Origin of the sequence: Bradyrhizobium huanghuaihaiense, assembly GCF_025200885.1 — a bacterium.
GTDB classification, from domain to species: Bacteria; Pseudomonadota; Alphaproteobacteria; order Rhizobiales; family Xanthobacteraceae; genus Bradyrhizobium; species Bradyrhizobium huanghuaihaiense.
In genome coordinates, this window is record NZ_CP104172.1 from 8,203,603 (window position 1) to 8,227,748 (window position 24,146).

Genomic DNA, 24,146 nt, shown 5'->3' on the forward strand with positions numbered 1-24,146 from the left:
CCGCCTATCCCATCCACTGTTTATGCTCTTGGTGATGCCGATTGCTTCGGAATTTTCGCGCCGATAGCTAAATTCGGTTGTGTCATGCAGCACAAGAACGAGACCTTTTGTGGCTGCGGCGCGATCACTTGTCGATTGGAAATGGCCGGCCAGAATGTCCGCTTCGCTGACCCGGTCATTAGAGAAGAAGCGGTAGGCTGCCTTGGTATTCGCCCAATCCTGGCAGACGAGCGGAATGCTTTGTCCCATGGCGCTTCCAATCTGCGTGAGCAGCTTGCGGAATCTGTCGCCCAGCCGCACGTCCCTAAACTCGCATCCACTAGTCTCTCGATCAATCCAACATTCACCCTCCAAGGATCGCAACCGGCCTCTTGCCGATCGATCCCTTAATGTCAGCCCCATAGAGCACCCCCTCGCGAATCAGGTGCTCAGCAAGGAATCACAAGTGATTCTTTCGACTCAAGATTTCGCCGATCAGCAAATCAGGCCGAGTGGTCAAAGTTATGGGTAATTGAAAGCCGGTGAAGGCCGCCTTGCCGAATGAGGCGTGTTGTTGAGAACTGTCCTTATGGACAGTGATAGGCGCAGTGCCCAAGTCGAACGGCTAGAGGTGGTGGATACGGGCCGGCGGCGACGCTGGTCCGAGGATGAGAAGCTCAAGATCGTCCTGGAGAGCTTGCAGGCGCCGCGCCAAGTCGCGGCAACGGCGCGGCGGTACGGCGTTTCGCGCTCATTGCTGCTGCGATGGCGACGGTCGTTTCGGCCTGAGCCGAAGGATGCCGCCCATCAACCTGGCTTCGTACCGGCGATGGTGGTCGCGGAAGCAGGGCCGATGCCTTGTCCAGTCGCGCCGTCCAGCAGCGGCGGGTCGATCGAGATCGAGTTTGCGGCCGGGGCTCGGATGCGGATCACGGGCACGGTCGATGCGGCGACGCTGAAGGCCGCGGTGGCGGCACTGGCAGATGGACGGCCGCGGTGATCCCCATTGCGTCGGGCGTGCGGGTGTGGATTGCGACCGGCCACACCGATATGCGTCGCGGCATGAACTCGCTGGCCTTGCTGGTGCAGGAAGCCTTCAAGCGAGACCCGCACGGCGGCGACCTCTATGTCTTCCGAGGCAAGAGCGGCAAGCTGATTAAGATCCTTTGGCACGATGGACTGGGCATGTCGCTTTATGCCAAGCGGCTGGAGCGCGGCCGCTTCTTGTGGCCGTCGTCGGCTGATGGCGTGGTGACAATCACCCCAGCCCAGCTTGGCTACCTGCTTGAGGGCATCGACTGGCGGATGCCACAACAGACTTGGCGACCGCAGGCGGCTGGCTGATCGCTGGGATTTGAATCGGTGGCACGATCAGCGGTCCGGACAGAGACCGCGCCTTGTGATTCTCTGGTCGGCGATGGGCGCCAATGATTCTCTTCCCGACGATGTGACCACGCTGCAGGCGATGCTGCGCGCCGAGCGAGCGGCCCGGTTGGCCGCGGAAGCCGAGGCCCAGGCACGGACGTTGCTGATCGAGAAGCTCAAGCTCACGATCAAGAAGCTGCGGCACGAGCAGTTCGGACAGTCCTCCGAGCGAAGCGCATTGCTGGACCAGCTCGAGCTACAGCTCGCCGACCTGGAGGAGAACGCGGCGCAAGCCGAGACCGCGGCGCAGGTGGCCGCCGAGAAGATCGCGGTGCCATCGTTCGAGCGCCGCAAGCCAGCCCGCCGGCCGCTACCGGAGCATTTGCCGCGGGAGCGCATTGTCTATCCCGTGCCGGCCACCTGCCCATGCTGCGGCGACAGTCGATTGCGCAAGATTGGCGAGGACGTAACCGAGACGCTGGAGCTCGTTCCGCGCCAGTGGAAGGTGATCCAGCACGTGCGCGAGAAGCTCGTCTGCCGGGCCTGCGAAGCGATCACTCAACCGCCGGCCCCCTCGCATCCAATTGCGCGCGGGCGTGCAGGGTCCAAGCTGCTGGCCCATGTCCTGTTCGCCAAGTACGGCCTGCACCTGCCGCTTCATCGTCAGAGCGATGTCTATCAGCGTGAAGGCATCGACCTCGACGTATCGACGCTCGCGGACTGGGTAGGTGCCTCCGCGGCAACCCTGATGCCTCTGGTCGATGCGATCCGGAGCCACGTCTTCGCGGCGGAGCGCATCCACGCGGATGACACCACGGTGCCGGTTATGGCCAAGGGCAAGACCCGGACCGGCCGGCTCTGGACCTACGTCCGCGACGACCGTCCGTTTGCCGGCCCAGACCCGCCGGCGGCCGTGTTCTTCTACTCGCCCGATCGTGGCGGTGCGCATCCGGAGCAGCATCTGGCCGGCTATGCCGGACTGATGCAGGCCGACGCCTATGCCGGGTTCGGTAGGCTCTACGAGGCCAATCGCAAGGGCGGCCCGATCATCGAGGCCGCGTGCTGGGCGCACGGCAGGCGCAAGTTCTTTGATCTCGCGCGGCTCAGCAAGGCGCCGATCGCGGTCGAGGCGGTCAAGCGCGTCGATGTTCTGTTCGCCATCGAGCGCGAGATCAAGGGTCTTACTGCGCAGGAGCGTTTGCGTGTGCGCCAGGAGCGTAGCCGCCCCCTGATCGTCGAGCTGGAGGCGTGGTTACGCGAGCAGCGCGTCAAGCTCTCCAGGAACAACGACACGACCAAGGCGATCAATTACTGCCTCAGCCGCTGGGATGCATTTAGCCGCTTCCTTGATGATGGACGGCTTTGCATGTCGAACAATGCCGCCGAGCGGGAGCTACGGGCTGTCGCCGTGGGCAGAAGAAATTGGACCTTCGCCGGGTCCGATGAGGGCGGCCGGCGAGCGGCTGCCATCTACAGCCTCATTGCCACCGCCAAGCTCAACGACATCGATCCACAGGCTTGGCTTGCCGACGTGCTGGCCCGCCTGCCGGATCATCCCGCCAAGCGCATTGACGAACTCATGCCCTGGAATTGGCGACCTCAGAACGTCGCCTACGCCGCATAGCGCGATCAGCCTTCCGCCAAAAACAGCCTGGCCGGGGCCTTCGCCGGATGCGTACTGATTTTCGGCACCTGAGGCTCCATCTTTTGCAGGGCTCAGCAGGATTTGCCTGAGGGTTATCGGTCAGTCCTGGGCTGCTCGCCGGCACGAGTGGATGTATTGAGCCACGGCATCGAGGCTCCCGCGATCTGAAACCAGCAGGACGTTGCGGTGATTAAGACCCGGAGGCCAAGAGGGAGGATACCCACCGGGTCATGAGCGCTTGCCGTGAAGTAAGGGAAGAGGACATCCCTGCAATAGTTGCGTCGGTAGCAATCGTGATCGCAGTAATGTCTCTGTGACCTCACATCTCGCAGATAGCCTGGTCCTAAGAACCGACCACATCCGACGCAAGTCTTATGGCCACACGGGGATCTGTGATTTACGAGGATGAATTGCATCGCGTTGGCTCGTTAGTGTCTTCAGGTTGGGTCTCGACCACTTCACCGTGATTCGACTGGTGGACAATGGCCGTCCTTGATTGGGCCGCAACAAGCAAGAGGCACGTCGGATGGGTCGCTTTCGGTGACTCACCCAGATGAGGGCAGGTTGCGCGCCGTGATGCGACGTAGCACCGGGTGAACCGGGGATACGACACGCGACAGATCAGCAGCGGACTATCGCAGCATTCTTCGCATTGCGTTCTCCCGCCGGGCGCATGATCCGACGTTGAGCTTCATTGCAGAGCTCCATGTAATCTCCCTCAAAGTCTCTCTGGTAATTGGTGAGTTGCACTAGACGACGCGCAACCAGCGAACCATTTGTGGTCGGCCTCTCGGCGAGCCGCTAAGCGGTCTACGCATTTCTTGGAACAAAGAGCAGTCCGCCAAGAGTAATGCCGGATCAACCCGAACCTTCCGCCGCATACGCCGCAGCACTTTACCGTACCATGGGCGGCATTACGGAGGCTGTTACGCATGCGAACCTCCTCTTGATGTTACGTCGTTAGGCTTCGTGCCTTTTCAGCGCAGCACACCCGCACGCCAGGTAAGGCGTCGGCATTTCAAGTCTCATTGCATGAACAGATCCGGGCGATGTGCGCCTGCTGGGTGACGCGGCACGCTCAATCGCGTGCTTCGCTAGCCGGATCTTGATTGTTTAACTGTAACCATATTTGACTCATTGGACTGCACCCCTTAAGTGAGACACGATAATTACGGTGACAGGCATTCCGAGGATGACCTGTGGCAGGACGACGTCAGTTTCCGACGGCTTACAAATTGAAGGCGATCAAGCGGGTGGAGCGGGGCGAAGGCGTCCTCCCTGTAGCCCGCGAGCTTGGAATCTCCCGCAAGATTCTCCATGACTGGATCAAAGCCTGGAACGCTCATGGGCCGGAGGGGCTAAATCGCAAACCTGGACCCAAGCCCGGTCCCAGAAAGCTCAAGCCGCTTCCGACGTACGACGACAAGCGCTCCGCCCTCGCGCTTGCCAAAGCCCGCATCGCCGAGCTCGAACGGCTGGTGGGCCGCCAGCAGATGGACCTCGATTTTTTTCGGCAAGCCTTGCGCGCATTGAAGCGGCCGGCAGCGCAAGGCAAAACCGCATCCGCATCGCCGAAGTCGTCAAAGCCATGACAGCGCAGGCAACCAATTCCCATGCCGATGTTCAACGCCTGTGCCGCCTCGCGGGCTTGCCGCGCGCGACCTATTATCGACACCTCGCCGGTCACGACGGCAAGGCCGCAGATTGCGAGCTGCGCGACCTGATCCAACGCATTTGCCTCAAACACATCTTCTATGGCTATCGGCGCGTGACGGCGAGCCTCAGGCGCCAGGGCATGGTCGTGAATGCCAAGAAGGTTCAAAGGCTTATGCGCGAGGATAATTTGCTCGCGCAGCGCAAGACGCCGTTCCTGAAGCCGCCCGCGGAACGGCCGTCGGGCTTTCTCGTCGTCCCCAATCTGGTCCGAGGCCTGGTGCCGTCCGCGCCCGACCAGATCTGGGTCGCGGACATCACCTATGTGCATCTCGCCAAAACCTTCGCCTATCTCGCCGTCATTCTCGACGCGTTCTCGCGCAAGGCTGTTGGCTGGGCTTTCGAGGACACGCTCGATGCCTCGCTCGCCATCGCCGCGCTGGAGAAAGCCATCGCGGCTCGGGGACCGGCCCCCGGCAGCCTGATCCATCACTCCGACCGCGGCGTGCAATACGCTTCCATCGCCTATCGCCAGCGGCTTGCCGATCGCGACATCACCATCAGCATGAGCAGGCCGGGCAATCCCTTCGACAACGCCAAGGCTGAAAGCTTCATGAAAACGCTCAAGGCTGAACAGATCAACGGCAAAGCCTTCGCCGACTTGGTCGACGCCCGCCGCCACATCAACAGCTTCATCGCGGAGGTCTACAACAAAGAGCGTCTGCACTCGGCGCTCGGATACCAGTCGCCCCTTGAGTTCGAAACCGCGTTCGCGCAAAACAACGCGCGATAACGCATCGTGGCAACCCCACTGTCACTGTAATTATCGTGTCTCACTTAAGGGGTGCAGTCCATCATGCTTAATGCAATGATTTGGACTTTGGCGCTGTAATCCTGCGTCTGGCCCGGATCGGCCAACGCAAATGGCCCCCCAACGCTTCGGGAGCGCACGACTCAGCTCGGTCCCGGTGATCGATGAGTGTGCCCTTGCTCTGTTCGCCAGAGTCGGTGTCTTCTAGCGTTGTTTCTTCCTGCTCCGAGAATAGCCGAGCCACTCTAAGCCGCCGAAATCCTAGTTCGCGCTTCAGCTGGCAGCCTTCTTTGGGCAGCAGTTCGGCGGATATGAGGACCAGCATCCAAGCCCCACCGGTTCTAGCTAGCTGCTATCTCAGCCGTCATTGTTGACGCTGCCCGCAGCGTAACGCCTTTGCTCGTGGTTTCCGGCTCTCGGATCGCTTCAACTACCGTAAGGGCGATCGCCGCAATGCCTCCGATAATGACTCGAATTTCGGCAATCGCACCATCCGATTTAATTGTCTCCGCCTGAATACAAAGTGCTCGCTGTCTCGACCGCTGCCTGCCAAGTTTGGCTTCAGTGCGGTTCAAGCAAGCCGTGACATCGAATTGACCGCGCGATTACGGCGCATCGAGGACCGGATGGTTTCGGCGATGAAATCAGGACGCACAGACGATGTCGCCACGCGGGCCCATACGCAGGCGCTCAGGCATTCTTCAGTGCGACGCGGAATTCGGCTTCGGTCTTGGCCTTGACCTCGTCGAGCGAGACGCCGTCGGCCAGCTCGATCAGCGCCATGCCGCCATTGCCATGCTTGTCGATGGTGAAGACGGCGAGATCGGTTACGACCATGTCGACCACGCGCTCGCCGGTCAGCGGCAGGTTGCACTTCTTCAACAGCTTCGGGCCGTCCTTGGCCGAATGCTCCATCACCACGACGACGCGCTTGACGCCGGCGACGAGGTCCATCGCGCCGCCCATGCCCTTGACCATCTTGCCAGGGATCATCCAGTTGGCGAGATCACCGTTCTGGGCCACCTGCATGGCGCCGAGGATCGACAGGTCCATGTGGCCGCCGCGGATCATGCCGAAGGAATCGGCGCTCGAGAAATAGGAGGTCGAGGGCAGCTCGCTCACGGTCTGCTTGCCGGCATTGATCAGGTCCGCGTCCACTTCGTCTTCATAGGGGAACGGACCCATGCCGAGCATGCCGTTCTCGCTCTGCAGGCTGACGTCCATGCCGTCGGGGATGTAGTTCGAGACCAGCGTCGGGATGCCGATGCCGAGATTGACGTAGTAGCCGTCGCGCAATTCCTTCGCGGCGCGCGCAGCCATCTGTTCACGGGTCCAGGCCATCTTGATCTCCTGTCGATTCTTTAATGGCGCATGATCTGATCGGAAAACCGGCTTCCACTTTGCGCTAACGCGGCCCTTCGGGTCTGGATCATGCGCTGGGGCGCGGGCGGGTGTTGCGGAATTCGATGCGCTTCTTGGCCGTACCGACCTCGACGATGCGCTTCACGAAGATGCCTGGCGTATGGATGTGGTCGGGATTGAGTTCACCGGCCGGAACCAGATGCTCGACCTCGGCCACCGTGATCTTCGCGGCGGTCGCCATCATCGGATTAAAATTGCGCGCGGTCTTGCGGTAGATCAGGTTGCCGGCTGTGTCGCCCTTCCAGGCGTGCACGATGGCGAGGTCGGCGAACAGGCCCCGCTCCATCAGGTACTTCTCGGCGTCGAACTCCTTCACTTCCTTGCCTTCGGCGATCAGCGTGCCGACGCCGGTCTTGGTGTAGAAAGCCGGGATGCCGGCGCCGCCCGCGCGGATGCGCTCGGCCAGCGTGCCCTGCGGGTTGAATTCGAGTTCCAGCTCGCCGGCCAGGAATTGCTGGGCGAACAGCTTGTTCTCGCCGACATAGGACGAGATCATCTTCTTGATCTGGCGGGTTTCCAGCAGACGCGAGAGCCCGATGCCGTCAACGCCAGCATTGTTGGAGACGACCGTCAGTCCCTTCACACCGGAGTCGCCGATCGCATCCGACAGCGACTCGGCAATGCCGCAGAGGCCGAAGCCGCCCGACATGATCATCATGTTGTCTTTGAGAATGCCGTCGAGGGCCGACTTGGCGTCGGGATAGACCTTGTTCATGAATGACTGACCTGATGGAGGGCTTAAGGTCCGAAGCGGACCGCTGATACTGGCCCGGGCTGTTAGGCGAAATCGTAGCAACGCGTCGGCGCCGGGGGAATGGGTTTGTCTCTGCGAGGGCCGACCAGCACCTGATCCGTAGCTGCTTGCTGAAAACGAGTCCTGTACCGATTGCCGATTGCATCCGGTAAGGCCGATGGCGATCGCCTAAGGAAGCGAACGCGCGCAATGCCGAGCGCGATGCAGTGGTGCGGGTCATCCCCGGGCACGCGTAAGACCAGTGACCTGGGAGTGGGGAAGGTCCTCTTGCGCCTCCTTGATTGACTGCGCAACGATGTCACTGCGTACGATGTTGATCGCTTCGGGCCGGAGGTTCTGCCTTCGGTATCGACATAGCGACCAGTATCGAAAAGGCATGACGCCGATAAGCCGAAAGGCCTGCAGTACGCCTCGGGGCCGCATCGCCCGCGTGCGCCATACTGCGTCCGAGAGCCATCTCTTTCGGCGCATCGTGTTTGGTTAGCCCAACCGCTGCCTCGCGCTCGGCATCCGATAAAAACGCTGCTGGTGCGTGCGCTCATTTCTTGGCTTGATTCCTTCGCCTGCGCTCTTCACCTGGCGCCGTCTACAAATGATACTTATGCTGGATTGACGAAGAAATTCGGCCGACTCGTAGATTGACATGCACACATCCGGCTATTTTTACGTTTTGCTGCAGAACTTCATCAAGAAAGTCGGGTCAATCGACGCGCGAGGATTTGACAAGACTGCAAGGACGATCGGACAATCAGAGGAGGCCTGTCGGTCAGTTTGATCCAATAGAACTCTGCCAAGCTACGCCGGCAGGCGAATGCGCCCCTGTTCGCCCGTCCGTTGTAGAGCGGCTTTAGGCTACTGATCGAGGCAACCGTCTTCGACGGCGCCCGAAAGTCACGGTTTAAGTGGAGCGTCTGCCGGGGTATGCGTAGCCAATGGCCTTAATCATCCCAATGGTGCAGATGGCCGCAGGCCCCCTGCTCCTGTTTCCGCTCCATTTGCGGCTGCGCATGACCCAACCTGGTTAGGGTTGAACTCATGGCTTGGGCCGGCCCACTCAAGAACTGCGCGCGGAGTCTGCCTAACTCGCCTTCAAAGTCGGCACCGGTGCTCGGTAGGCCGTATCAAGCCGATCGCAGCAGCGAACCATTTGTGGTCGGCCTGTCGGCGCGCCGTAAAGCGGTCCACGCATTTCTTGGAGCAAAGGGCAGTCCGCCAAGAGCAGTGGCGGATCAGCCCGAACTTTCCGCCGCAGACGGCACAGAACTCTGCCGTCCCATGGAGGGATTTATGAGAGCTGTTGCGCATTCTCGCCTCCTGTTGATGCCATGCGGAGCCGCCCCTCTTTGCGGCGTCGCACTCGCCCGCACGCTCAGTGCGTGTCAACAATCCGATTCCCACTGCTTGAACAGATACTGGCGCAACAGTTCACTGATGAGCACCCGCTAAGCGAAGCGGCACGTTGCGTCGCGTGCCTCGCCAGCCAAGTCTGAATGGTTAACTGTACCGGTATTGCAATCCTAGTTACTGTGATCATTTGCGGTTTGTCGCTGCTATACTGCGTGGATCTTCGATCTATCAACGGAGTTCGACGCGCCTGACCGCGCCTGCGCATGGCTGCGATCGCCTCCAGGAATCTGCCTCCAGGAATCGATGTGTCGCATTTACTCGGCCGTCGGAAACGACGGGATGGTGCCTAAGTATCTAGGGGGCGGGCGAGAACATTGACGTGCCATTCTAAGCTGCTTGAATCCCGCACTGGGAGCGGTCAAGCGATTATTGCTGTGAGCTTCGCTTGGTCAGAAGCTCGGCGGAGCTCGCGGCCTGAATCAACGCCTCCGTCAAGACAGGAGGAGCACATGAAGCACGCGGTTGGATTACTCGTTGCCGGGTTGCTCGTCAGTCCAGCACTTGCTCAGAAATCGCACCGCGAACCTATGCTGATTGAAAAGATACGGCCCGGAGTGACCTACGAGGATTGCGTCACCAGGTGCCACAAATGCGGAAGCGGCAAGAATCCGTACTGCATTAAGAATTTCTACACCGGCTATCCGCACCGAAAACCCGGCGCCGCACCGTTGCCAGTGGTCTGCCCACAGTACTCATAGGCCCATCACAGTTGGGGGCTCACATCGTAATGTAGTGCGCGATCGCAAGACTTATCGTTGCCTCTCGGAATGGTCGATCGCAGTATCGCAGCGCTACATCGAGGTAATGGTGTCCAATGCTTCCAGATATCTGGCCTCCGTATCGTTGTTCTTATGAGTGTTGCCGGACCGTCCGGACTGACATGCTCGTCTTGGTTACCACCGAAGATCGCCTCGATCGTAATCTCACCGGACCGTCCGACTCGGCTGCTACGATGGAGGAAGTTCCAGCGTCACCTCGCATTTGCTATCATCCGTGCTCGGTCGAGCCACGTCATTTCGCTACGGCCTTCGACGCGGCCGGCGCGTGCGCTTGCTGACTAAGGACCACATTATCTATGAGCCGGGTCCTGCCGACGTGGGCCGCGACGCAAAGAGCCGCAGGACGCCTGAGGGGACTTTCGACAGGCTTCAGAGTGTCGCTGTCGACGAGCTCCAAGTACTGCAGCAGATCGACTCGATCCAAATGACGTCTGGCAATTCCTACGAGAGCGTCGACGTCCCGCTCGCTCGCCTGATCGGAATTCGGCTTCTGCCGCGAACAGAGCGCGGCTAATCGCAAGGGCGCGCTGGCGCTGCTCGCCGTTCAGATATTGATTGCGACTGCTCATCGCGAGACCGTCCGGTTCGCGAGCAGTTTGCACTGTCACGATCTCAACTGAAAAATCGAGATCGATCGCCATGCGACGTACGACAGCGCATTGCTGAAAGTCCTTTTGTCCGAAGAACGCGACATCTGGCTGTACGATGTTAAACAGCTTGCACACGACCGTCGCTACACCGCGAAAGTGGCCAGGCCTGAAACCTCCACACAACGGCTTTGCGAGTTCGCCCGGTTCAACAAAGGTCTCAAAGCCTCTCGGATAAACCTCCCGCGGTTTTGGTGCAAAGACGAATGAGACTCCCGCATCTCGGCACAGCCTTTCGTCGTGAAGAAGGTCGCGCGGATACCTGCTAAGATCCTCAGTCGGCCCAAACTGAGTGGGATTTACAAAGATGCTTACGACCGTAGTGTCGCTTTGCGCGCGGCTTGCCTCGATCAGCGCCACATGTCCATCGTGCAGGTAACCCATCGTCGGGACGAATCCGATGCGCTTGCCGGCCTTGCGAGCTTTTGCAAGAGCTACACGAAGCCCGGCGACCGTTGTAATTGTTTTCATGTCGAGTTCCACGTCAGGCCTTATTCGAACGCGTCCAGTTTGAGATCTGGTCTTCCAGCCCTTGGGGAAGGCGATAGGATTCTTGTGGGGTCGGAAATGCACCATTGCGGACATCCTCGGCCCAGCGTGACAGCGCCTGCTGCAACAATGCAAAGCCTTCTTCATAGACGCGAACGAATCTGGGACGTCGACCTTCGGTTAGTCCCAGCACATCATGGAAGACGAGGACTTGACCTGAGCAATCCGGTCCCGCACCGATCCCAATTGTCGGTATCGTCAGGGTTTCGGTCGCTCGCGCACCAAGCTCGGCGGGAATCCCCTCCAAAACCAGCGCGAAGCATCCAGCCTCCTGGAGTCTGTGCGCTTCATCAAGCAAGCGTAAGGCGGCCTCGGCTCGCTGGCCCTGCACCTTGTATCCGCCCATGACATTGACGCTCTGCGGAGTGAGGCCAAGATGGCCCATAACAGGAATTTCGCAGTCGACCAAAGCGCGGACCGTTTCGACACGATTGGCGCCCCCCTCTAACTTCACGGCCGCGGCGCCACGCCGCACGAAATCGCCCGCATTGCGTATCGTCTCCTTGATACCGAGATGAAAGCTGAGAAAGGGCATATCGGCAACGAGTAAGGCACGAGGCTTTGCGCGCACGACCGCCTCGAGATGATGCTTCATCATGGCCATGCTGACCGGCAAAGTGTCTTCAAATCCGAGACAGACGTTTCCGACGGTATCACCGACAAGGATGATGTCCACGACCGGATCGGCGATGCGTGCCGTAACGGCATCGTAAGCGGTAGTCATTACAATACGGCGCCCCTCTTCCTTCCATTGCTGGAGACTTGGAATTGTGACGCGTTCGATGGACCGCTCCGACATGTGGCTCATACAAAATTCCTATCTATCCAGTACTGCGCGATGATGCATATGAGGAAGATGGCACGATGTGCCGGCTCCGAGCCAGCCGCCCGCGCAGGGCCGCCCCGGACAAACTCTGAAACTGCGCTGAGCTCATCGAGTGCACCATCAACACTGACAAGTTCAGCAGAGCGGCGGAGCTTGCGCTCTGGCAAGAATGGAGCGAGCACGACTCCGTACCGGAGCATCCACCATGGCGCCATCGACTGCAACTGCGCCCTCGCCCGCCCGGAGCACTTTGTGTGCCCACGCGATTTCTCGATCGTCGGGGCGAAAACCTGAGCAGATCGGCTCAATCTGGTGGGGATGAATCGCGAGCTTTCCGCCGAATCCAAGATCGCGCGCATAGCGGGCGTCTTCCCTTGCAAGGTCCGCGTCATCTACCGACGTCGTGACGCCGTCAAGTGGAGGCGGCTTTCCTGCAAGTCGGGAGGCAAGCACTAGGCTGGATCGCGCCGAAAGCAAGGCTTCGCGGGTGTGGGAGCAACCCAATTCGGCGCAATAATCGATAGAGCCGAAAGCTAACCGGGCTATGCCGGGGAAAGCGGCAATTTCGAAGGCATACCTGAGCCCTCGAGCTGTCTCGATAAGGGCAATTATCGGTAAGCGCCGCCTTAAATCAGCGGCTAACCGCAACAGCGGTTTGCCTATTTCAGCTTTGGGAAGAATAACCCCGTCGACGGGAAGCGATGAGACAAGCGCCACGTCATCGCCATGCCACGCGGTACCCATACCGTTGACACGCACAAGCACAGGATGATCCGAAAGACCGCGGCAAAGGTGAAGGAATCGACGCGCTTCTTGTTTTGCCTCCGGCGGAACCGCATCCTCAAGGTCTAGAATGATGGCGTCCGCACCCGAAGTAGCGGCCTTCCTGAACCGCTCAGGCCGGTTTGCTGGAACAAAGAGGGGCGCCACAAAATCAAGAGCGGAAATCTGCATCAACCCACTTTTTGCTTTGAGTGAACTCGGTTGCCGAACGATCCGCAAACACAATCGTCCATAGATATCAAGCGCGGACGCGGGCTATGAACTTTACTCAGCGCGTGAAGGCAATGCCCCGTGTTGGGCAACGCAGACGCTTCGACGCGGTCATTCTAGGTGGATGCCGGTCTGTCTGAAGACGACAATGCTCCAGATCGTTGCACCAGGCCCTCCAAACTTTCGATCGGGAAAAGGCCATTGCGGCTTACGACGCTAAAGGTCTTTGTAATTGGAGAAGCGCCTCGATTCTCCCTGAAGCACGCCATGATGGCGCAGGAGTTCAGCGATTCTGGGCATTTTACGCAAGATTTCCTCGGGTCGCCTCGGAGACGATCGCGTCAGCCACCTGAATAGCCACACTGAGTTCTGGTTGCTAAGCTTTAGAACCACAGAGACCGCCGCAGGCATCGGCAGCTTCTCGTATGCCGGCGTAGATTTCGTCAATATCTGCTGCCGTGACGCAATAGGGTGGCATCACATAGATCGTATTTCCGAGTGGTCGTAACAGCAGATTTCGATCCTTAAAGAACGACTGAAGCTTTGGACCGACCCCCGCGAGATACCCGGCATCGTTCACTTTGAGATCAAGTGCCGTGACAGTGCCGGTCCGACGGACGTTTTCAAAACGCGCGTCAGTGCGGAACGGTTCAAGTGCCTTCTCTTGCATAGCTACAACCGAAATTAGGCGACGACGCGTCTCCGGATCCTCCCAGAGCTCCAAGTTCGCTTTGGCCGCCGCACAAGCCAGCGGGTTTGCCGTATATGAACTTGAATGAAAGAACGTACGCGTTCGATCTGTCGAATAGTGGGCCTCAAAAATCTCTGCACGGCAAAGTGTCACAGCGAGTGGAAGCGCTCCCCCCGTGATTCCCTTGGAATAGCAGACGACATCGGGCGTGACATTCGCCTGCTCGCAAGCAAACATGCTTCCCGTGCGGCCCCAACCTGTCATGATTTCGTCGGCAATGAACAGGACGTCATAGACTTCGCAGACCCGTTTCATCTCTCTGAGCACCCAGGGTGGGTACATCAGCATGCCACCCGCCCCTAGTATCAGGGGCTCCACGATAAAGGCCGCCGGTCGTTCGCTTTGACATATAGATGCGAGCGCATTTAGCGTTTCTCGCTCCCGACCTTTTGCGGGGAACGGAATGGAGGCAACGTCGAATAGCAATGGACCGTACGCTGCGTTGAAGACGCCGCGGGCGCCGACCGACATCGCTCCAATGGTGTCGCCGTGATAGGAATGTTGCATCACCACAATGCGAGTGCGGTCTTTGCGGTTGTGATGCCAATACCCGAGCGCCATCTTGATGGCGACTTCAACACTGGCTGAGCCACTGTCGGAAAAGAACACATAATCAAGGCCGCGCGGTGCGAGTCTCAGAATGCGTGCCGCAACGTCCTCAGCAGGATCGTGGGTATAGCCGGCAAAAATGATCTGGTTGAGTTTGCCTGCCTGTTCCTGAATAGCGCGTACAATCGCTGGATGGCAATGGCCGTGGGTCACGACCCACCACGATGAGATCGCGTCGATGACACGACGGCCGTCTGCGGTGTGAAGATAGGCGCCATCGCCGCGCACCACCTTGCTCATTTTGTGTTCGAGCGCGTGTTGTGTAAATGGATGCCAGATCGGCGAGGTCTTCCTTTGCGTCGTTGGCTGAAATCGTCGTGCAGGAAATGCGGATTTGAACGCAGCCTTTAGCGTCGTCGATGTGAGTGGAGACAGAAACGGCAATCGACCCAACCAGCGCACGCCCCCCATGTCGCAAATAGCATTCTCAGTTTCGGCATTTTGATCGCCGATGAATGCAATCCCAAAGACAGGAATCTGGCGCCGGCGCAGCGCTTCCAGCGACAACAGGGAATGATTGATCGTGCCTAACGCCGTGCTCGCGCAAAGCACGACTGGAATTCGCCATCGCTCGAAGATGTCTATGTAGAGTGTACGGCCATCCAAGGGCACAAGGAGCCCGCCAGCGCCTTCGATCACGAGCGGTCGGTCCCCGGTGTCTGGCAGGTTGAGCGAATCCACATCGATGTGAATTCCGTCAAGCTCGGCGGCTTGATGTGGCGAAGCGGGGGTTCGCAGGCGATATACCTCAGGAACGATGCGATCAGGCGAGAGACCACCCAGCTTTGCAACAACTTGGCTATCAGTCTCCTCTTCAAGCCCTGCCTGGACCGGCTTCCAATAATCGGCTCCAATAAGGTCGGCGAGCCCTGCGGAGAATACCGTCTTGCCAATGCCCGTACCTGTACCGGTTACTACTATCCGCAGGCTCATCGAGACCCGACTCTGGTTTGCTCAACCAGTGCGTCAAGCATCGCACGCACGTCCTGCTCTTCGACGTTGAGCGTTAACGATATTCGCAACCGGGCTGTGCCTGACGGTACGGTTGGGGGGCGGATTCCGCGAATATCGAAGCCATGCGCCTGCATCGCTGAGGCAAGTTGCATCGCTTGCGCATTGTCGCCGACAATATACGGCACAATCTGCGATTCCGACGGAGATTGCAGACCGCGCGCCTTCATCTCGCGATGGGTGAACGCGACCAACTTTGCCAATCGCTGTCGGCGTTCGGGTTCCTGCTGCAGGATCAACAGCGCCTCACGGATGGCAACAGCCATCAAGGGCGATGGCGCCGTCGCGAAGATGAACGGACGACAGCGATTGACCATGAAATCGCGCATCGCCGCGGAAGTAGTTACAAGCGCCCCGGCGGCGCCCAGCGCTTTGCCGCAGGTATGGATGACCACCAGGTTGTCGTTTCTCTCATAGGGCGCAGTTAGTCCTCGTCCCTGCTCCCCGTAAACCCCGGTGGCATGCGCCTCGTCCACCATCAGGAACGCGTCATGCCCGCTCGCGATCTGGGTCAGGTCTTTGAGCGGCGCGAAATCGCCGTCCATGCTGTAGACACTTTCGACGACAATCCAGATGCGACCTATGCCGCCCTGGGACCGCCAGTCACGGATGGTGTTCTCAACTGATTGGGGATCGTTATGAGCGCTTATCCGATACTCTGCCCGGCCGGCTCGCGCGCCTTCATGGATACTCGCGTGCACAAGAGAATCGAGAACAAGTAGATCGCCCCGTTGCGGCAGCGTTGTCAGGACAGCGAAGTTTGCGACATATCCGCCCCCAAAGAACAGCGCCGTCTCCGCACCAAAGAACCTCGCAGCTTCCGCTTCGAGATGTTCGTGTTCCTCGCAATTTCCGCGAAGAAGTCGTGACCCGCCGGCTCCAATCGGGATGCCCGCCTCGAGCGCTGCCAAGACGGCATTCTTCATACGCGGCGAGCTCGCGAGCGCCAAGTAGTCGTTCGAGGTAAAATCTATCCCTACGCGTGGCTTTAGAGTTCGCAAGCGGTTGTCATCTTTCAGGGCATGCAAGGCCCTGGCGTACCTATCAGCTTTGCCGATACCGGTGGGGTTCATTGCTCACTCCGGGGACAGCTATGAGCCGGCTTTGATGGCCGCAAAGGACTAAAAGTAACCGATCCGCCGAGCAGCTCTTAGCGTGGCAGAATATGGTTTTCGCGGCCGACCAGCACGACGCGTGGCTTGAACACTTTTGCTTCCGCTTCATCAAACAACGCATATGCAGCAATGATGATTTTGTCTCCAGGCATTGCCAGTCGTGCGGCCGCACCATTCAAGCCGATTATGCCCGACCCTGGCGGCGCTTCGATCACGTAGGTGGCGAACCGCGCTCCAGTGTCGATGTTGTAGATTTCGACGCGTTCATTGGTCAGGAATCCTGCCGCTTCCGATAGAGCGCGATCAATGGAAATCGAGCCTTCATAGTGGAGATCGGCTTCGGTCACCGAGGCCCGATGGATTTTGCCTTTCATCAACGTGATCTTCATTGTTCACCTAAGCTGGCGATTTTGCGCATCGCGCAGGCGCAGAGCTGTTTTCAAGCAAGATTGGACTTGACGCCGAGTCGGAGCAGCAAATTCGCGTCACGGTCGCGCTGCGGGTTCTTGGTGGTGAGCAACACATCACCAATGAAGATCGAATTTGCTCCGGCCAGGAAGCACAGCGCATGCAGCTCATCGGTCATATATTGCCGCCCCGCCGACAGCCGAATGACGCTTTTCGGCATCATGATCCGGGCGGTCGCGACCAGGCGAACCAACGCGATCGGATCAGGGCGCTCGGCCGTGTCATTGACCGGCACACCCGAAACCTCATTCCACAGGTTGATCGGAACGCTTTCCGGATGGCTAGGCAGATTGGCTAGCAGCACCAGCATGCCGACCCGGTCTTCGGCGCGCTCGCCCATGCCGATAATGCCGCCGCAGCAGACCTTGATTCCGGCCTCACGGACATGCGCCAGGGTGTCGATGCGATCCTGCAAGGTGCGAGTGGTGACTATCTTGCTGTAGAACTCTGGCGAGGTGTCAACGTTATGATTGTAGAAATCGAGCCCAGCCCCGGCGAGCCGAGCAGCCTGTGTGGGCGTCAGCATGCCAAGGGTGACACATGTCTCCATGCCAAGGCCCTTGACTGCGCTGACCATCTCGCAGACCTGATCGAGATCGCGATCTTTTGGACTGCGCCAGGCCGCCGCCATGCAGAAGCGGGTTGCGCCGGCGTCCTTGGCGCGGCGCGCGGTTGCAACCACGGCGTCGGCCTGGATCAGGCGGGTGGCTTTCAATCCCGTGTCGTAGTGCGCGCTCTGTGAGCAGTAGCCGCAATCCTCTGGGCAGCCGCCAGTCTTTATGCTGAGCAGGCTTGCCGCTTCTACGTGATTTGGATCGAAGTTCTCGCGATGAATGCTCTGTGCCTGATGCATCAGGTCGGAGAATGACAGGCCGTAGAGCGCTTCGGCTTCGGCACGCCCCCAGTCACTGCGGACCGGCGCGCTGCGGTCACCGGCTTTCTGTTGGTGTCGTACAGCAGCAACCATAAGGTCGGTTTCCAACTAGCTAAACTGTCGAGCGCAACTCGCAAGCGGAGCTTCTACACTTTCCAGAATGGGGAAAAATCGCCAACTTTCATGAGACGCGCGCTCATCATGCGTCTATTACTGCTTTGGCGCAGAAATCCGTCGTTAAGCTCAGCCAGCTCGGTGAGTGTGAACTCGAAGCCGAGTGCGGTTCAGATCGTCGGGGCAGCACCACGGCAAAGTCTCGATCGTGTTGCCCCAGGTTGGGAATCCTGGGAGACCGCATCGAGCGCAGCAGAACTGGCTGCAGCTGTTGCGGTGTAGCGGGTCCCAAGCTAATTGGGGTGGCCAGTCACAGGACCACCACCGTCATCCATGATTCGTCACATCGTCTTGTTTACCGCCAAGGATAGAGCGCACATCACTCAAATGATTGAGGGCCTGTCCATTCTGACCACAATTCCGCATGCGCGCCGGATCGAGATTGCTCGCAACCAGAAGACCGATCAGCTCGGAAATGAGATTGACGTCGTGGTTTATGGTGAATTTGACAACGAGATGGAACTCGCCGCCTACAAAGCCCATGAGCTATACCAGGAGTCGATCAGGCGGGTACGGCCGCTTCGAGAGCTACGGTTCGCAGCCGATTACTATGTACCAACACAGCCGGCGTTACCTTGAAGCACTTGATAACCCAAGTTATCGCGCGCAAGGCAGCAGCAAATCGCGGGATGCCCGCGGATCGTCGATTTCATGAGCTTGCAGGCGGTTCATAAAGATGCGTGTCCGCGAATTGCAGTGGATTGAACCTGTCGCGGCAATGCGACGTCTCGCGCATCGCCCGCACCTCACATTCCTGGATAGCGCGGCCCGGCATGAGCTGCTCGGACGTTACTCGTATCTCGCCTGTGACCCGTTTAGCACCTATAGGGTCGATGACGGACAAGCGAGTTGCGATGGAGCGGCTCTCGACGGAGATCCGTGGGCAGCTCTTCGCGATCTGCTCGCCGAGTATACCCAAGACCATCACGATGATCTGCCGCCATTCCAAGGAGGTGCGGCAGGTTTCTTGGCTTACGATCTGAACAGGACTTTGGAGCGATTACCGATCCCCGCAACTCCCGGTCAGGGCTTACCGCAATCAATACTGCATTTCTATGACGTGGTGGTGAGCTTCGACCACCGTGATGACAGATGCTGGATTGTTTCTACTGGATGGCCGGAGCAGGATTCCGTGCGCCGAAGAGAGCGTGCCCACCGCCGAGCGGACGAATTTATTGGACTGCTCGCCGGCTCAGAAACACGCCGAGATCTCTTCGCGGGCAAGGTGGGCGCGTGGCATTCAAACTTCAGTCGGGAAGCCTACATTGCGGCGGTACGCCGGGTTATCGAACTCATCTTAGCCGGAGACGTGTTCCAAGCCAATATCGCGCAGCGCTTCAGCGCCAAGCTACCAGCCTCGTTTGATCCGCTCGATTTTTATTTCCAGCTGCGAACATCGAACCCGGCCCCATTTGCAGCCCTCCTGTGTTATGGCGAGCTCACCATCGCGTCGAGCTCGCCGGAACGCTTCCTCAAGCTTGATGGGCGGCACCTCGAAACGCGCCCCATCAAAGGCACGATTTCCCGTAGTGATGATTCTAAGGAAGACCAGCGTCGAGCCGCAATGCTGGCTGCATCCGAAAAAGACCGGGCCGAGAACATCATGATCGTCGACCTTCTGCGCAACGATTTGTCGCGCGTTTGCACCGCGGATTCAGTCGACGTTGCAGCGTTGTGTCGGCTTGAATCCTTTGCCTCGGTCCACCACCTGGTTTCCGTCGTTTCGGGTGAGCTTGCAGGAGAACAAGATGCTGTCTCGCTTGTTCGAGCTTGCTTTCCCGGCGGGTCAATTACCGGGGCTCCAAAGGTGCGATCGATGGAAATTATCACGGAAATCGAGGGTGTCGCGCGAGAGATCTATTGCGGGTCGATCGGCTTCATAGGATTTAACGGTCGTATGGACACGAATATAGCGATCCGCACCGTAACGATCGCGAACGGGCTGGCTGTATTTCATGCGGGAGGCGGTGTAACGGCTATGTCCAACGCAGAGGCCGAATACGACGAGACGCTGGTCAAAGCCCAGCGAATCTTTGACGCGTTTGGTGCGGCCACATCCGGTGCCTCTTGATTGTCATCATCGACAACTACGACTCTTTCGTCTTCAATATTGCGCGCTACTTCCGCAAGCTTGGTGAAGCAACAGAGGTAATCCGCAATGACATCGTCGGCGTCGGCGATATTGTTCGATTGAAACCGCGCGCCATCGTCATCTCGCCCGGCCCTTGCAGTCCAACCGAGGCTCGATTGTCCACAACAATTGTCCGCGAATTTTCAGGTCGCATTCCGATTCTCGGCATTTGTCTCGGGCATCAGTGCATTGGCAGCATTTTTGGAGGACGGGTGGTTCGCGCAAAACGTCCTATGCACGGTAGGGCTTCGTACGTAACGCATGTTGGTCAAGGTTTGTTCAAAGAACTCCCTTCTCCACTTTGCGTGGGCCGCTATCATTCTCTTGTTGTTGAACTTGATGAGTCATCAGATCCCTCCCTCGGAGTGACAGCTCGTTCGGAGGAGGGAGAGATTCTGGCGCTTGAGCATCGTCATCATCCAACGTTTGGCGTGCAATTCCACCCGGAATCGATACTTACGGAGGAGGGCGACAAGCTGCTTTTGAACTTCTTGCGGCTCGCAGGGAGTCTCGCCCCGTCAGGATAGGGGTGGGCGTACGCCGCAAGTTCTGCCAAGGTCGCGTTTTCTTAGGGCAAGCGCCTCTATCAGTATTTGAGCGCCTTTTCCGCTAACCTCATACGCGTGGGATGCTTTGCGCTAAATAAGGCCGCGTCGCGCTTGAGCGCTGCTTTCGAGTGTGCACGCAGCCGGGTCAACGCCGACCGCATCCGCTCAATGTGGCCAAGCACGGGCACGCCACTGGCGAGAGGTGTCCTATCTTGGAAGCGAAGAGAGACGTGCGTGTTCGCGCACAGGGGTACGATCGAGCTGCTTGAAGCCGGCGATCGATCACCTGGCGTCGCGGTGTAGCTCGATCACGAGCACACTGAGGTGCTTGCTCGCGTTCCCAGTGGTCCTGCAAGGCGCATCGAGCGGTCCCTTTGCCTAAGCGACGACGAAACAGGTAGGCTCGTAGATCGCTCGGCGAGAGTCGCATGCTCGAGATTGAATAGCGCGGCGTTCCAACCTGATGAACTCAGGGTAGGAACGCCGCTGGACTACGATGATGAATAATCCAGTGCTTGATCTATCAACCGCAGTTTCTATTAGAGCGACTGTGGACGCACTTGCCGCCCTTGGCGCTTGAGTTTGCCTGTTGCGCTCGCCCGGCGAGGATGTTGACTATTAGTCATAATCTCCTGCCGAACTCCGACAACGGTTACCCGCGCTTTTCGACTCCAAGAATCGCCCGTGCCTCAGCCGGTGTAGCGACGCTTGCGCCCATGCGCTCAATAATCCCAACCGCGCTGTCAACAAGTTGGGCGTTGGATGCCAGGACGCCACGTCGAAGATAAATGTTATCCTCCAGCCCGACCCGGACGTTCCCGCCCATTGCGATCAATTGGGCAACCACTGGCATTGCATCAGCGCTGCAGCCGAATCCACCCCACAGCGCCCCTTCAGGTAGAAGCTCTCGCATCGCCTGTAGAGCAAGGGGAGTAGCAGGAGCACCATTGTCCGTTCCGAGACAGAACTGGAACAGGGGATAACCCTCGATCAGGTTTTCTGAAATCAGCTTCTTGGCGGTTGCAATATGGCCCAGATCGAAGCATTCAAGCTCGGGCTTGACGCCAGCATCCCGCATAAGTGTCGCCATCTCTCTGAGATCCGACATGCGCGCAACAAAAATGCGCTCTCCGAACGCCATTGTAGCGCAATCCAAGGTGCTGATCTCTGGTCGAAGTTTGATGGCGTGGAGACAACGCGCCATAGGTTTCTTAAGTGTCGTCGCTTCGCCGATTTTTATCGGTTCAATTGAATCGAGCGCCAACTCGGCGTCCATTCCGCTCGTCAAGTTGATGATTACGTCAGTGGCCGAGTCCCGAAGTTTCTTGACGACCTGTTCGTAGAGATCGAATCGGTTCGATGGGGCTCCGGTGTCTGGATCGCGGACGTGAATGTGAACGATCGCAGCGCCCGCTTTCGCTGCTTCCAGTGCGGCCTGCGCAATCTGCGACGGAGTCTTCGGGATGCCCGGGTGTTTCGCGAGGACTGCGGCTCCCCCACCGGTGACTGCGCACGTGACGATAACTTTCTGCGACATCAAGAACTCCTATATTATTGCCGCGAGCTCGAGCCCCAGCCGGCGTCGGACGAGTGGCGTTTGGATCACACGCGAACGGTTTCAGGCACATGTGAATGAGCGGGTATTCCGCGACGACGACAGCGCTGTTATCGTCGTTTACGGCGCAGATCACGATAATCTTACCGGGACAAAGGCCGATGTTGGTCCAGGTTCATCAGATACCGTGTTCTGAAATTTTCGCGCGGCGCTGCGCGAGGATTGTCTCGATTACCATCCGGTCCCTCGCGGCCGCAAGGGCGGCTCTGTCGCGATCAGCCGCCATGGCGCGGCACCCCTCTTCCATCGCTTGAATAAGCTTAGGCGTGCCTTCTGGGGGACGAAGGTGGGAAAGAAGCGGTTCACTGCCGAGAGGGAAGCGCTCGAAATAGGCACCCACGCCGGCTACATTAGCCAGATGGCGCACCATGAAGGGACCGATTGCGGTCCATCGCGGGGCGAGACCATGCACGATCGCGGTATCAATTTGCTGGGGGGTCGCATGGCCTTCCGCGACGAGGTGGATGGCCTCGCGCTCCAGCGCCGCCTGCAGATGATTGGCGATAAAGCCCGGGATCTCATGATCCATGCGGATCACGACCTTTCCGATGGACTGGTAGAACGCTTCTACAGCAGCGAGCGCTTCTCTACTGGTATACGGCGCCCCGGCGACCTCCACTAACGGGATCAGGTAAGGCGGGTTGAACGGATGTCCGACCACGACGCGTGGCGAGCGCAGCCCTCCCGCCTGAAGATCGGTGACAGTGAACCCCGAGGTGGAGGATGCAATAACCACGTCGGCTGGCACCAGGGGCTCAAGCACGCTGTAGAGGCTTCGCTTTAGCTCTAGTCGGTCGGGAGCGTTCTCTTGCACAAAGTCTGCCGTTGTCACGGCTTCAGCCGCTGTGCTCGCCCAGCTCAGTGTGCCGCGGTCCTCGGCGCGCGCGCCGAGACGCTCCAGCGTCGGCCAGGCCGTAGCAAGGAGTTGGTCGAGACGGTCCCTGGCGTCTGCCGCCGGGTCCCACACGACCACATCAAGCCCGCGCGCGAGAAAGAGCGCGACGAACCCACCGCCGATCAGTCCTGTCCCGAGGCAGGCGACCCTGCGGATGCGATCAGGTCCCCGGAAGCCGCTCATGGGTTGACCTCAAGCCCGCTGAGCCCACCGGCATGATAAATGTCCATTACGATTCCTTCTCTCGGATTAGGAGTTTTTTAAAAAAACTGTCCCGCCCAGGGATCGACGCGAACCGCATCCTCGGCACGAAACGACGCGGCAAGCTTAGTGACCATCGACAGCTGCGGCGGAGCAACACCGGTATCGCGAGCAGGCTCGACATTACGGTTCAGACACCACCTCGCGCCAACTCGCCGATTCCGGATCGACATGCAATCGACACCAATGTGAATCCACCTCACTCGACAACTTGCCGGGGCGCAGTAAGCGGCACCGCAAGAGCACGGGGCTGCCGGGCATGCCAACAATTTTCGAGATGACAGCAACATCGAAAGCGGCCGACCTCGTCTGCACTCCAAGCTCCGGCTTGGGCGCGCCGGGCGGCAGCCTATGTTCGAGGTCCAGGACGTCGCGAGAGCTGGCGGTCTGCGGTGCCATCAGGCCTTCCGAGGGAGCGTGATTGGCTCAACATAGAGGCCCTCTAAAGCCGAATTTCCTCTATTCTGGGCGGGCATCGCCGAAATTGTGTGTTTGGATTTGCGCCTGCGAAGATTTCATTCACAAGCGCGGATTGTCGTAGAGCTCGTATGATTGGAAGACGATCCGGATTTCGTGAGATCGCGCAGTGGTCGCCCGCATCATCGTTCAATCAAGCTAGGCGCGCGTTGCGCCTGGGCCTGCTTGAGGTCCTTGGCGAGAACGGCACTAGATGCTCCCGTCGGCCAACTCCTTGCTCCGCCTGAACGGCACCGTCTTCGGCGGCATCAGTCCCAATAGCCGTGCGCGAGGGACGTGGGGCCCGCGGTATCGCATGGAGGCAGGCGCCTGAGGCTCGGCACGAAGGCGCGCGCGGCCCTTCCGAATTCGTTCGGCGCCGGCCGCTCTCAGTCGTCGGTCGTGAAG

General features: G+C 59.0%; 19 protein-coding genes and 3 pseudogenes. 9 read left to right on the forward strand and 13 right to left on the reverse strand.

Translation table 11 applies throughout. The features are described from left to right. Window positions 1–228: 228 nt before the first annotated feature. A pseudogene (locus tag N2603_RS38510) lies at window positions 229–402 on the reverse strand (transposase DNA-binding-containing protein); the annotation flags it as partial. A 166-nt stretch (window positions 403–568) separates the two neighbouring features. On the opposite strand from N2603_RS38510, the gene tnpA reads away from it, so the two are divergent. The 5 genes from tnpA to N2603_RS38535 all read left to right on the forward strand — a co-directional run bounded on the left by tnpA (window position 569) and on the right by N2603_RS38535 (window position 5,435). After that, the gene (tnpA, locus tag N2603_RS38515; RefSeq protein ID WP_260386275.1) at window positions 569–979 is read left to right on the forward strand and encodes an IS66-like element accessory protein TnpA; all 411 of its coding nucleotides are present in this window, start codon (window positions 569–571) and stop codon (window positions 977–979) included. Next, window positions 976–1,323 (forward strand): IS66 family insertion sequence element accessory protein TnpB, encoded by a 348-nt coding sequence (tnpB, locus tag N2603_RS38520; protein WP_092239832.1) that lies wholly within the window; start codon window positions 976–978, stop codon window positions 1,321–1,323. The genes tnpA and tnpB overlap by 4 nt, the downstream gene beginning before the upstream one ends. A gap of 73 nt (window positions 1,324–1,396) precedes the next feature. Then, window positions 1,397–2,968, forward strand: coding sequence for an IS66 family transposase (tnpC, locus tag N2603_RS38525; protein ID WP_260424359.1), 1,572 nt, complete (start codon window positions 1,397–1,399; stop codon window positions 2,966–2,968). Between the two features lie 1,256 nt (window positions 2,969–4,224). Beyond that, window positions 4,225–4,581 (forward strand): helix-turn-helix domain-containing protein, encoded by a 357-nt coding sequence (locus tag N2603_RS38530; RefSeq protein WP_260386276.1) that lies wholly within the window; start codon window positions 4,225–4,227, stop codon window positions 4,579–4,581. Beyond that, on the forward strand, window positions 4,578–5,435 hold the full coding sequence (locus N2603_RS38535; protein WP_260386277.1) for an IS3 family transposase: 858 nt from the start codon (window positions 4,578–4,580) through the stop codon (window positions 5,433–5,435). Before N2603_RS38530 ends, N2603_RS38535 begins: the two co-directional genes overlap by 4 nt. Window positions 5,436–6,143: 708 nt before the next feature. Here the strand turns inward: N2603_RS38535 and N2603_RS38540 are convergent. Then, window positions 6,144–6,794 (reverse strand): 3-oxoacid CoA-transferase subunit B, encoded by a 651-nt coding sequence (locus tag N2603_RS38540; protein WP_260386278.1) that lies wholly within the window; start codon window positions 6,792–6,794, stop codon window positions 6,144–6,146. Window positions 6,795–6,882: 88 nt separating this feature from the next. Continuing rightward, window positions 6,883–7,590, reverse strand: coding sequence for a CoA transferase subunit A (locus N2603_RS38545; RefSeq protein ID WP_260386279.1), 708 nt, complete (start codon window positions 7,588–7,590; stop codon window positions 6,883–6,885). Between the two features lie 1,895 nt (window positions 7,591–9,485). Here N2603_RS38545 and N2603_RS38550 point away from each other — a divergent pair. Further along, complete coding sequence (locus tag N2603_RS38550; RefSeq protein WP_260386280.1) at window positions 9,486–9,734, forward strand: hypothetical protein; 249 nt, start codon at window positions 9,486–9,488, stop codon at window positions 9,732–9,734. A gap of 313 nt (window positions 9,735–10,047) precedes the next feature. Here the strand turns inward: N2603_RS38550 and panC are convergent. The 8 genes and pseudogenes from panC to bioB form a co-directional block, all read right to left on the reverse strand. After that, window positions 10,048–10,933 (reverse strand): annotated as a pseudogene (panC, locus tag N2603_RS38555) (pantoate--beta-alanine ligase). Window positions 10,934–10,946: 13 nt separating this feature from the next. Then, window positions 10,947–11,819: a 3-methyl-2-oxobutanoate hydroxymethyltransferase gene (gene panB, locus N2603_RS38560; protein WP_260386281.1), complete on the reverse strand. Its 873-nt coding sequence runs from the start codon at window positions 11,817–11,819 to the stop codon at window positions 10,947–10,949. Between the two features lie 153 nt (window positions 11,820–11,972). Then, on the reverse strand, window positions 11,973–12,791 hold the full coding sequence (locus tag N2603_RS38565; protein ID WP_260386282.1) for an HpcH/HpaI aldolase/citrate lyase family protein: 819 nt from the start codon (window positions 12,789–12,791) through the stop codon (window positions 11,973–11,975). A gap of 415 nt (window positions 12,792–13,206) precedes the next feature. Further along, window positions 13,207–14,430 carry an adenosylmethionine--8-amino-7-oxononanoate transaminase gene (locus N2603_RS38570; RefSeq protein WP_260424360.1) on the reverse strand — a complete coding sequence of 408 codons (1,224 nt, stop codon included), beginning with the start codon at window positions 14,428–14,430 and terminating at the stop codon, window positions 13,207–13,209. Between the two features lie 177 nt (window positions 14,431–14,607). After that, window positions 14,608–15,123 (reverse strand): annotated as a pseudogene (gene bioD, locus N2603_RS38575) (dethiobiotin synthase); the annotation flags it as partial. After that, window positions 15,120–16,274: an 8-amino-7-oxononanoate synthase gene (locus N2603_RS38580; protein WP_260386283.1), complete on the reverse strand. Its 1,155-nt coding sequence runs from the start codon at window positions 16,272–16,274 to the stop codon at window positions 15,120–15,122. The pseudogene bioD and the gene N2603_RS38580, both read right to left, overlap by 4 nt. A gap of 77 nt (window positions 16,275–16,351) precedes the next feature. Next, window positions 16,352–16,705: an aspartate 1-decarboxylase gene (gene panD, locus N2603_RS38585; RefSeq protein WP_260386284.1), complete on the reverse strand. Its 354-nt coding sequence runs from the start codon at window positions 16,703–16,705 to the stop codon at window positions 16,352–16,354. A gap of 50 nt (window positions 16,706–16,755) precedes the next feature. After that, window positions 16,756–17,751 carry a biotin synthase BioB gene (bioB, locus tag N2603_RS38590; RefSeq protein ID WP_260386285.1) on the reverse strand — a complete coding sequence of 332 codons (996 nt, stop codon included), beginning with the start codon at window positions 17,749–17,751 and terminating at the stop codon, window positions 16,756–16,758. Window positions 17,752–18,105: 354 nt separating this feature from the next. Here bioB and N2603_RS38595 point away from each other — a divergent pair, with 354 nt between their 5' ends. The 3 genes from N2603_RS38595 to N2603_RS38605 all read left to right on the forward strand — a co-directional run bounded on the left by N2603_RS38595 (window position 18,106) and on the right by N2603_RS38605 (window position 20,490). After that, window positions 18,106–18,411 (forward strand): Dabb family protein, encoded by a 306-nt coding sequence (locus N2603_RS38595; RefSeq protein WP_260386286.1) that lies wholly within the window; start codon window positions 18,106–18,108, stop codon window positions 18,409–18,411. Window positions 18,412–18,508: 97 nt separating this feature from the next. Next, complete coding sequence (pabB, locus tag N2603_RS38600; RefSeq protein WP_260386287.1) at window positions 18,509–19,903, forward strand: aminodeoxychorismate synthase component I; 1,395 nt, start codon at window positions 18,509–18,511, stop codon at window positions 19,901–19,903. Next, window positions 19,900–20,490: an anthranilate synthase component II gene (locus tag N2603_RS38605; protein WP_260386288.1), complete on the forward strand. Its 591-nt coding sequence runs from the start codon at window positions 19,900–19,902 to the stop codon at window positions 20,488–20,490. The genes pabB and N2603_RS38605 overlap by 4 nt, the downstream gene beginning before the upstream one ends. A 673-nt stretch (window positions 20,491–21,163) precedes the next feature. On the opposite strand, the gene N2603_RS38610 is transcribed toward N2603_RS38605, so the two are convergent. Together N2603_RS38610 and N2603_RS38615 are read right to left on the reverse strand one after the other, a co-directional pair. Further along, a complete protein-coding gene (locus N2603_RS38610) occupies window positions 21,164–22,048 on the reverse strand; it encodes a beta-keto acid cleavage family enzyme (RefSeq protein ID WP_260386289.1) in 885 nt (294 codons plus the stop codon). A 196-nt stretch (window positions 22,049–22,244) separates the two neighbouring features. Further along, window positions 22,245–23,204: a 3-hydroxyacyl-CoA dehydrogenase NAD-binding domain-containing protein gene (locus N2603_RS38615; RefSeq protein WP_260386290.1), complete on the reverse strand. Its 960-nt coding sequence runs from the start codon at window positions 23,202–23,204 to the stop codon at window positions 22,245–22,247. Window positions 23,205–24,146 lie beyond the last annotated feature (942 nt).

Bases quoted from the DNA above. Each gene is read 5' to 3' on its own strand.
- N2603_RS38570 (WP_260424360.1), bottom strand. From the start codon at position 14,430: ATGAGCAAGGTGGTGCGCGGCGATGGCGCCTATCTTCACACCGCAGAC.
- panB (WP_260386281.1), bottom strand. From the start codon at position 11,819: ATGAGCCACATGTCGGAGCGGTCCATCGAACGCGTCACAATTCCAAGT.
- pabB (WP_260386287.1), top strand. From the start codon at position 18,509: ATGCGTGTCCGCGAATTGCAGTGGATTGAACCTGTCGCGGCAATGCGA.
- N2603_RS38535 (WP_260386277.1), top strand. From the start codon at position 4,578: ATGACAGCGCAGGCAACCAATTCCCATGCCGATGTTCAACGCCTGTGC.
- N2603_RS38580 (WP_260386283.1), bottom strand. From the start codon at position 16,274: ATGAACCCCACCGGTATCGGCAAAGCTGATAGGTACGCCAGGGCCTTG.
- N2603_RS38610 (WP_260386289.1), bottom strand. From the start codon at position 22,048: ATGTCGCAGAAAGTTATCGTCACGTGCGCAGTCACCGGTGGGGGAGCC.
- N2603_RS38545 (WP_260386279.1), bottom strand. From the start codon at position 7,590: ATGAACAAGGTCTATCCCGACGCCAAGTCGGCCCTCGACGGCATTCTC.
- N2603_RS38550 (WP_260386280.1), top strand. From the start codon at position 9,486: ATGAAGCACGCGGTTGGATTACTCGTTGCCGGGTTGCTCGTCAGTCCA.
- panD (WP_260386284.1), bottom strand. From the start codon at position 16,705: ATGAAGATCACGTTGATGAAAGGCAAAATCCATCGGGCCTCGGTGACC.
- N2603_RS38595 (WP_260386286.1), top strand. From the start codon at position 18,106: ATGATTCGTCACATCGTCTTGTTTACCGCCAAGGATAGAGCGCACATC.
- bioB (WP_260386285.1), bottom strand. From the start codon at position 17,751: ATGGTTGCTGCTGTACGACACCAACAGAAAGCCGGTGACCGCAGCGCG.
- N2603_RS38615 (WP_260386290.1), bottom strand. From the start codon at position 23,204: ATGAGCGGCTTCCGGGGACCTGATCGCATCCGCAGGGTCGCCTGCCTC.
- tnpA (WP_260386275.1), top strand. From the start codon at position 569: ATGGACAGTGATAGGCGCAGTGCCCAAGTCGAACGGCTAGAGGTGGTG.
- N2603_RS38540 (WP_260386278.1), bottom strand. From the start codon at position 6,794: ATGGCCTGGACCCGTGAACAGATGGCTGCGCGCGCCGCGAAGGAATTG.
- N2603_RS38565 (WP_260386282.1), bottom strand. From the start codon at position 12,791: ATGCAGATTTCCGCTCTTGATTTTGTGGCGCCCCTCTTTGTTCCAGCA.
- tnpC (WP_260424359.1), top strand. From the start codon at position 1,397: ATGGGCGCCAATGATTCTCTTCCCGACGATGTGACCACGCTGCAGGCG.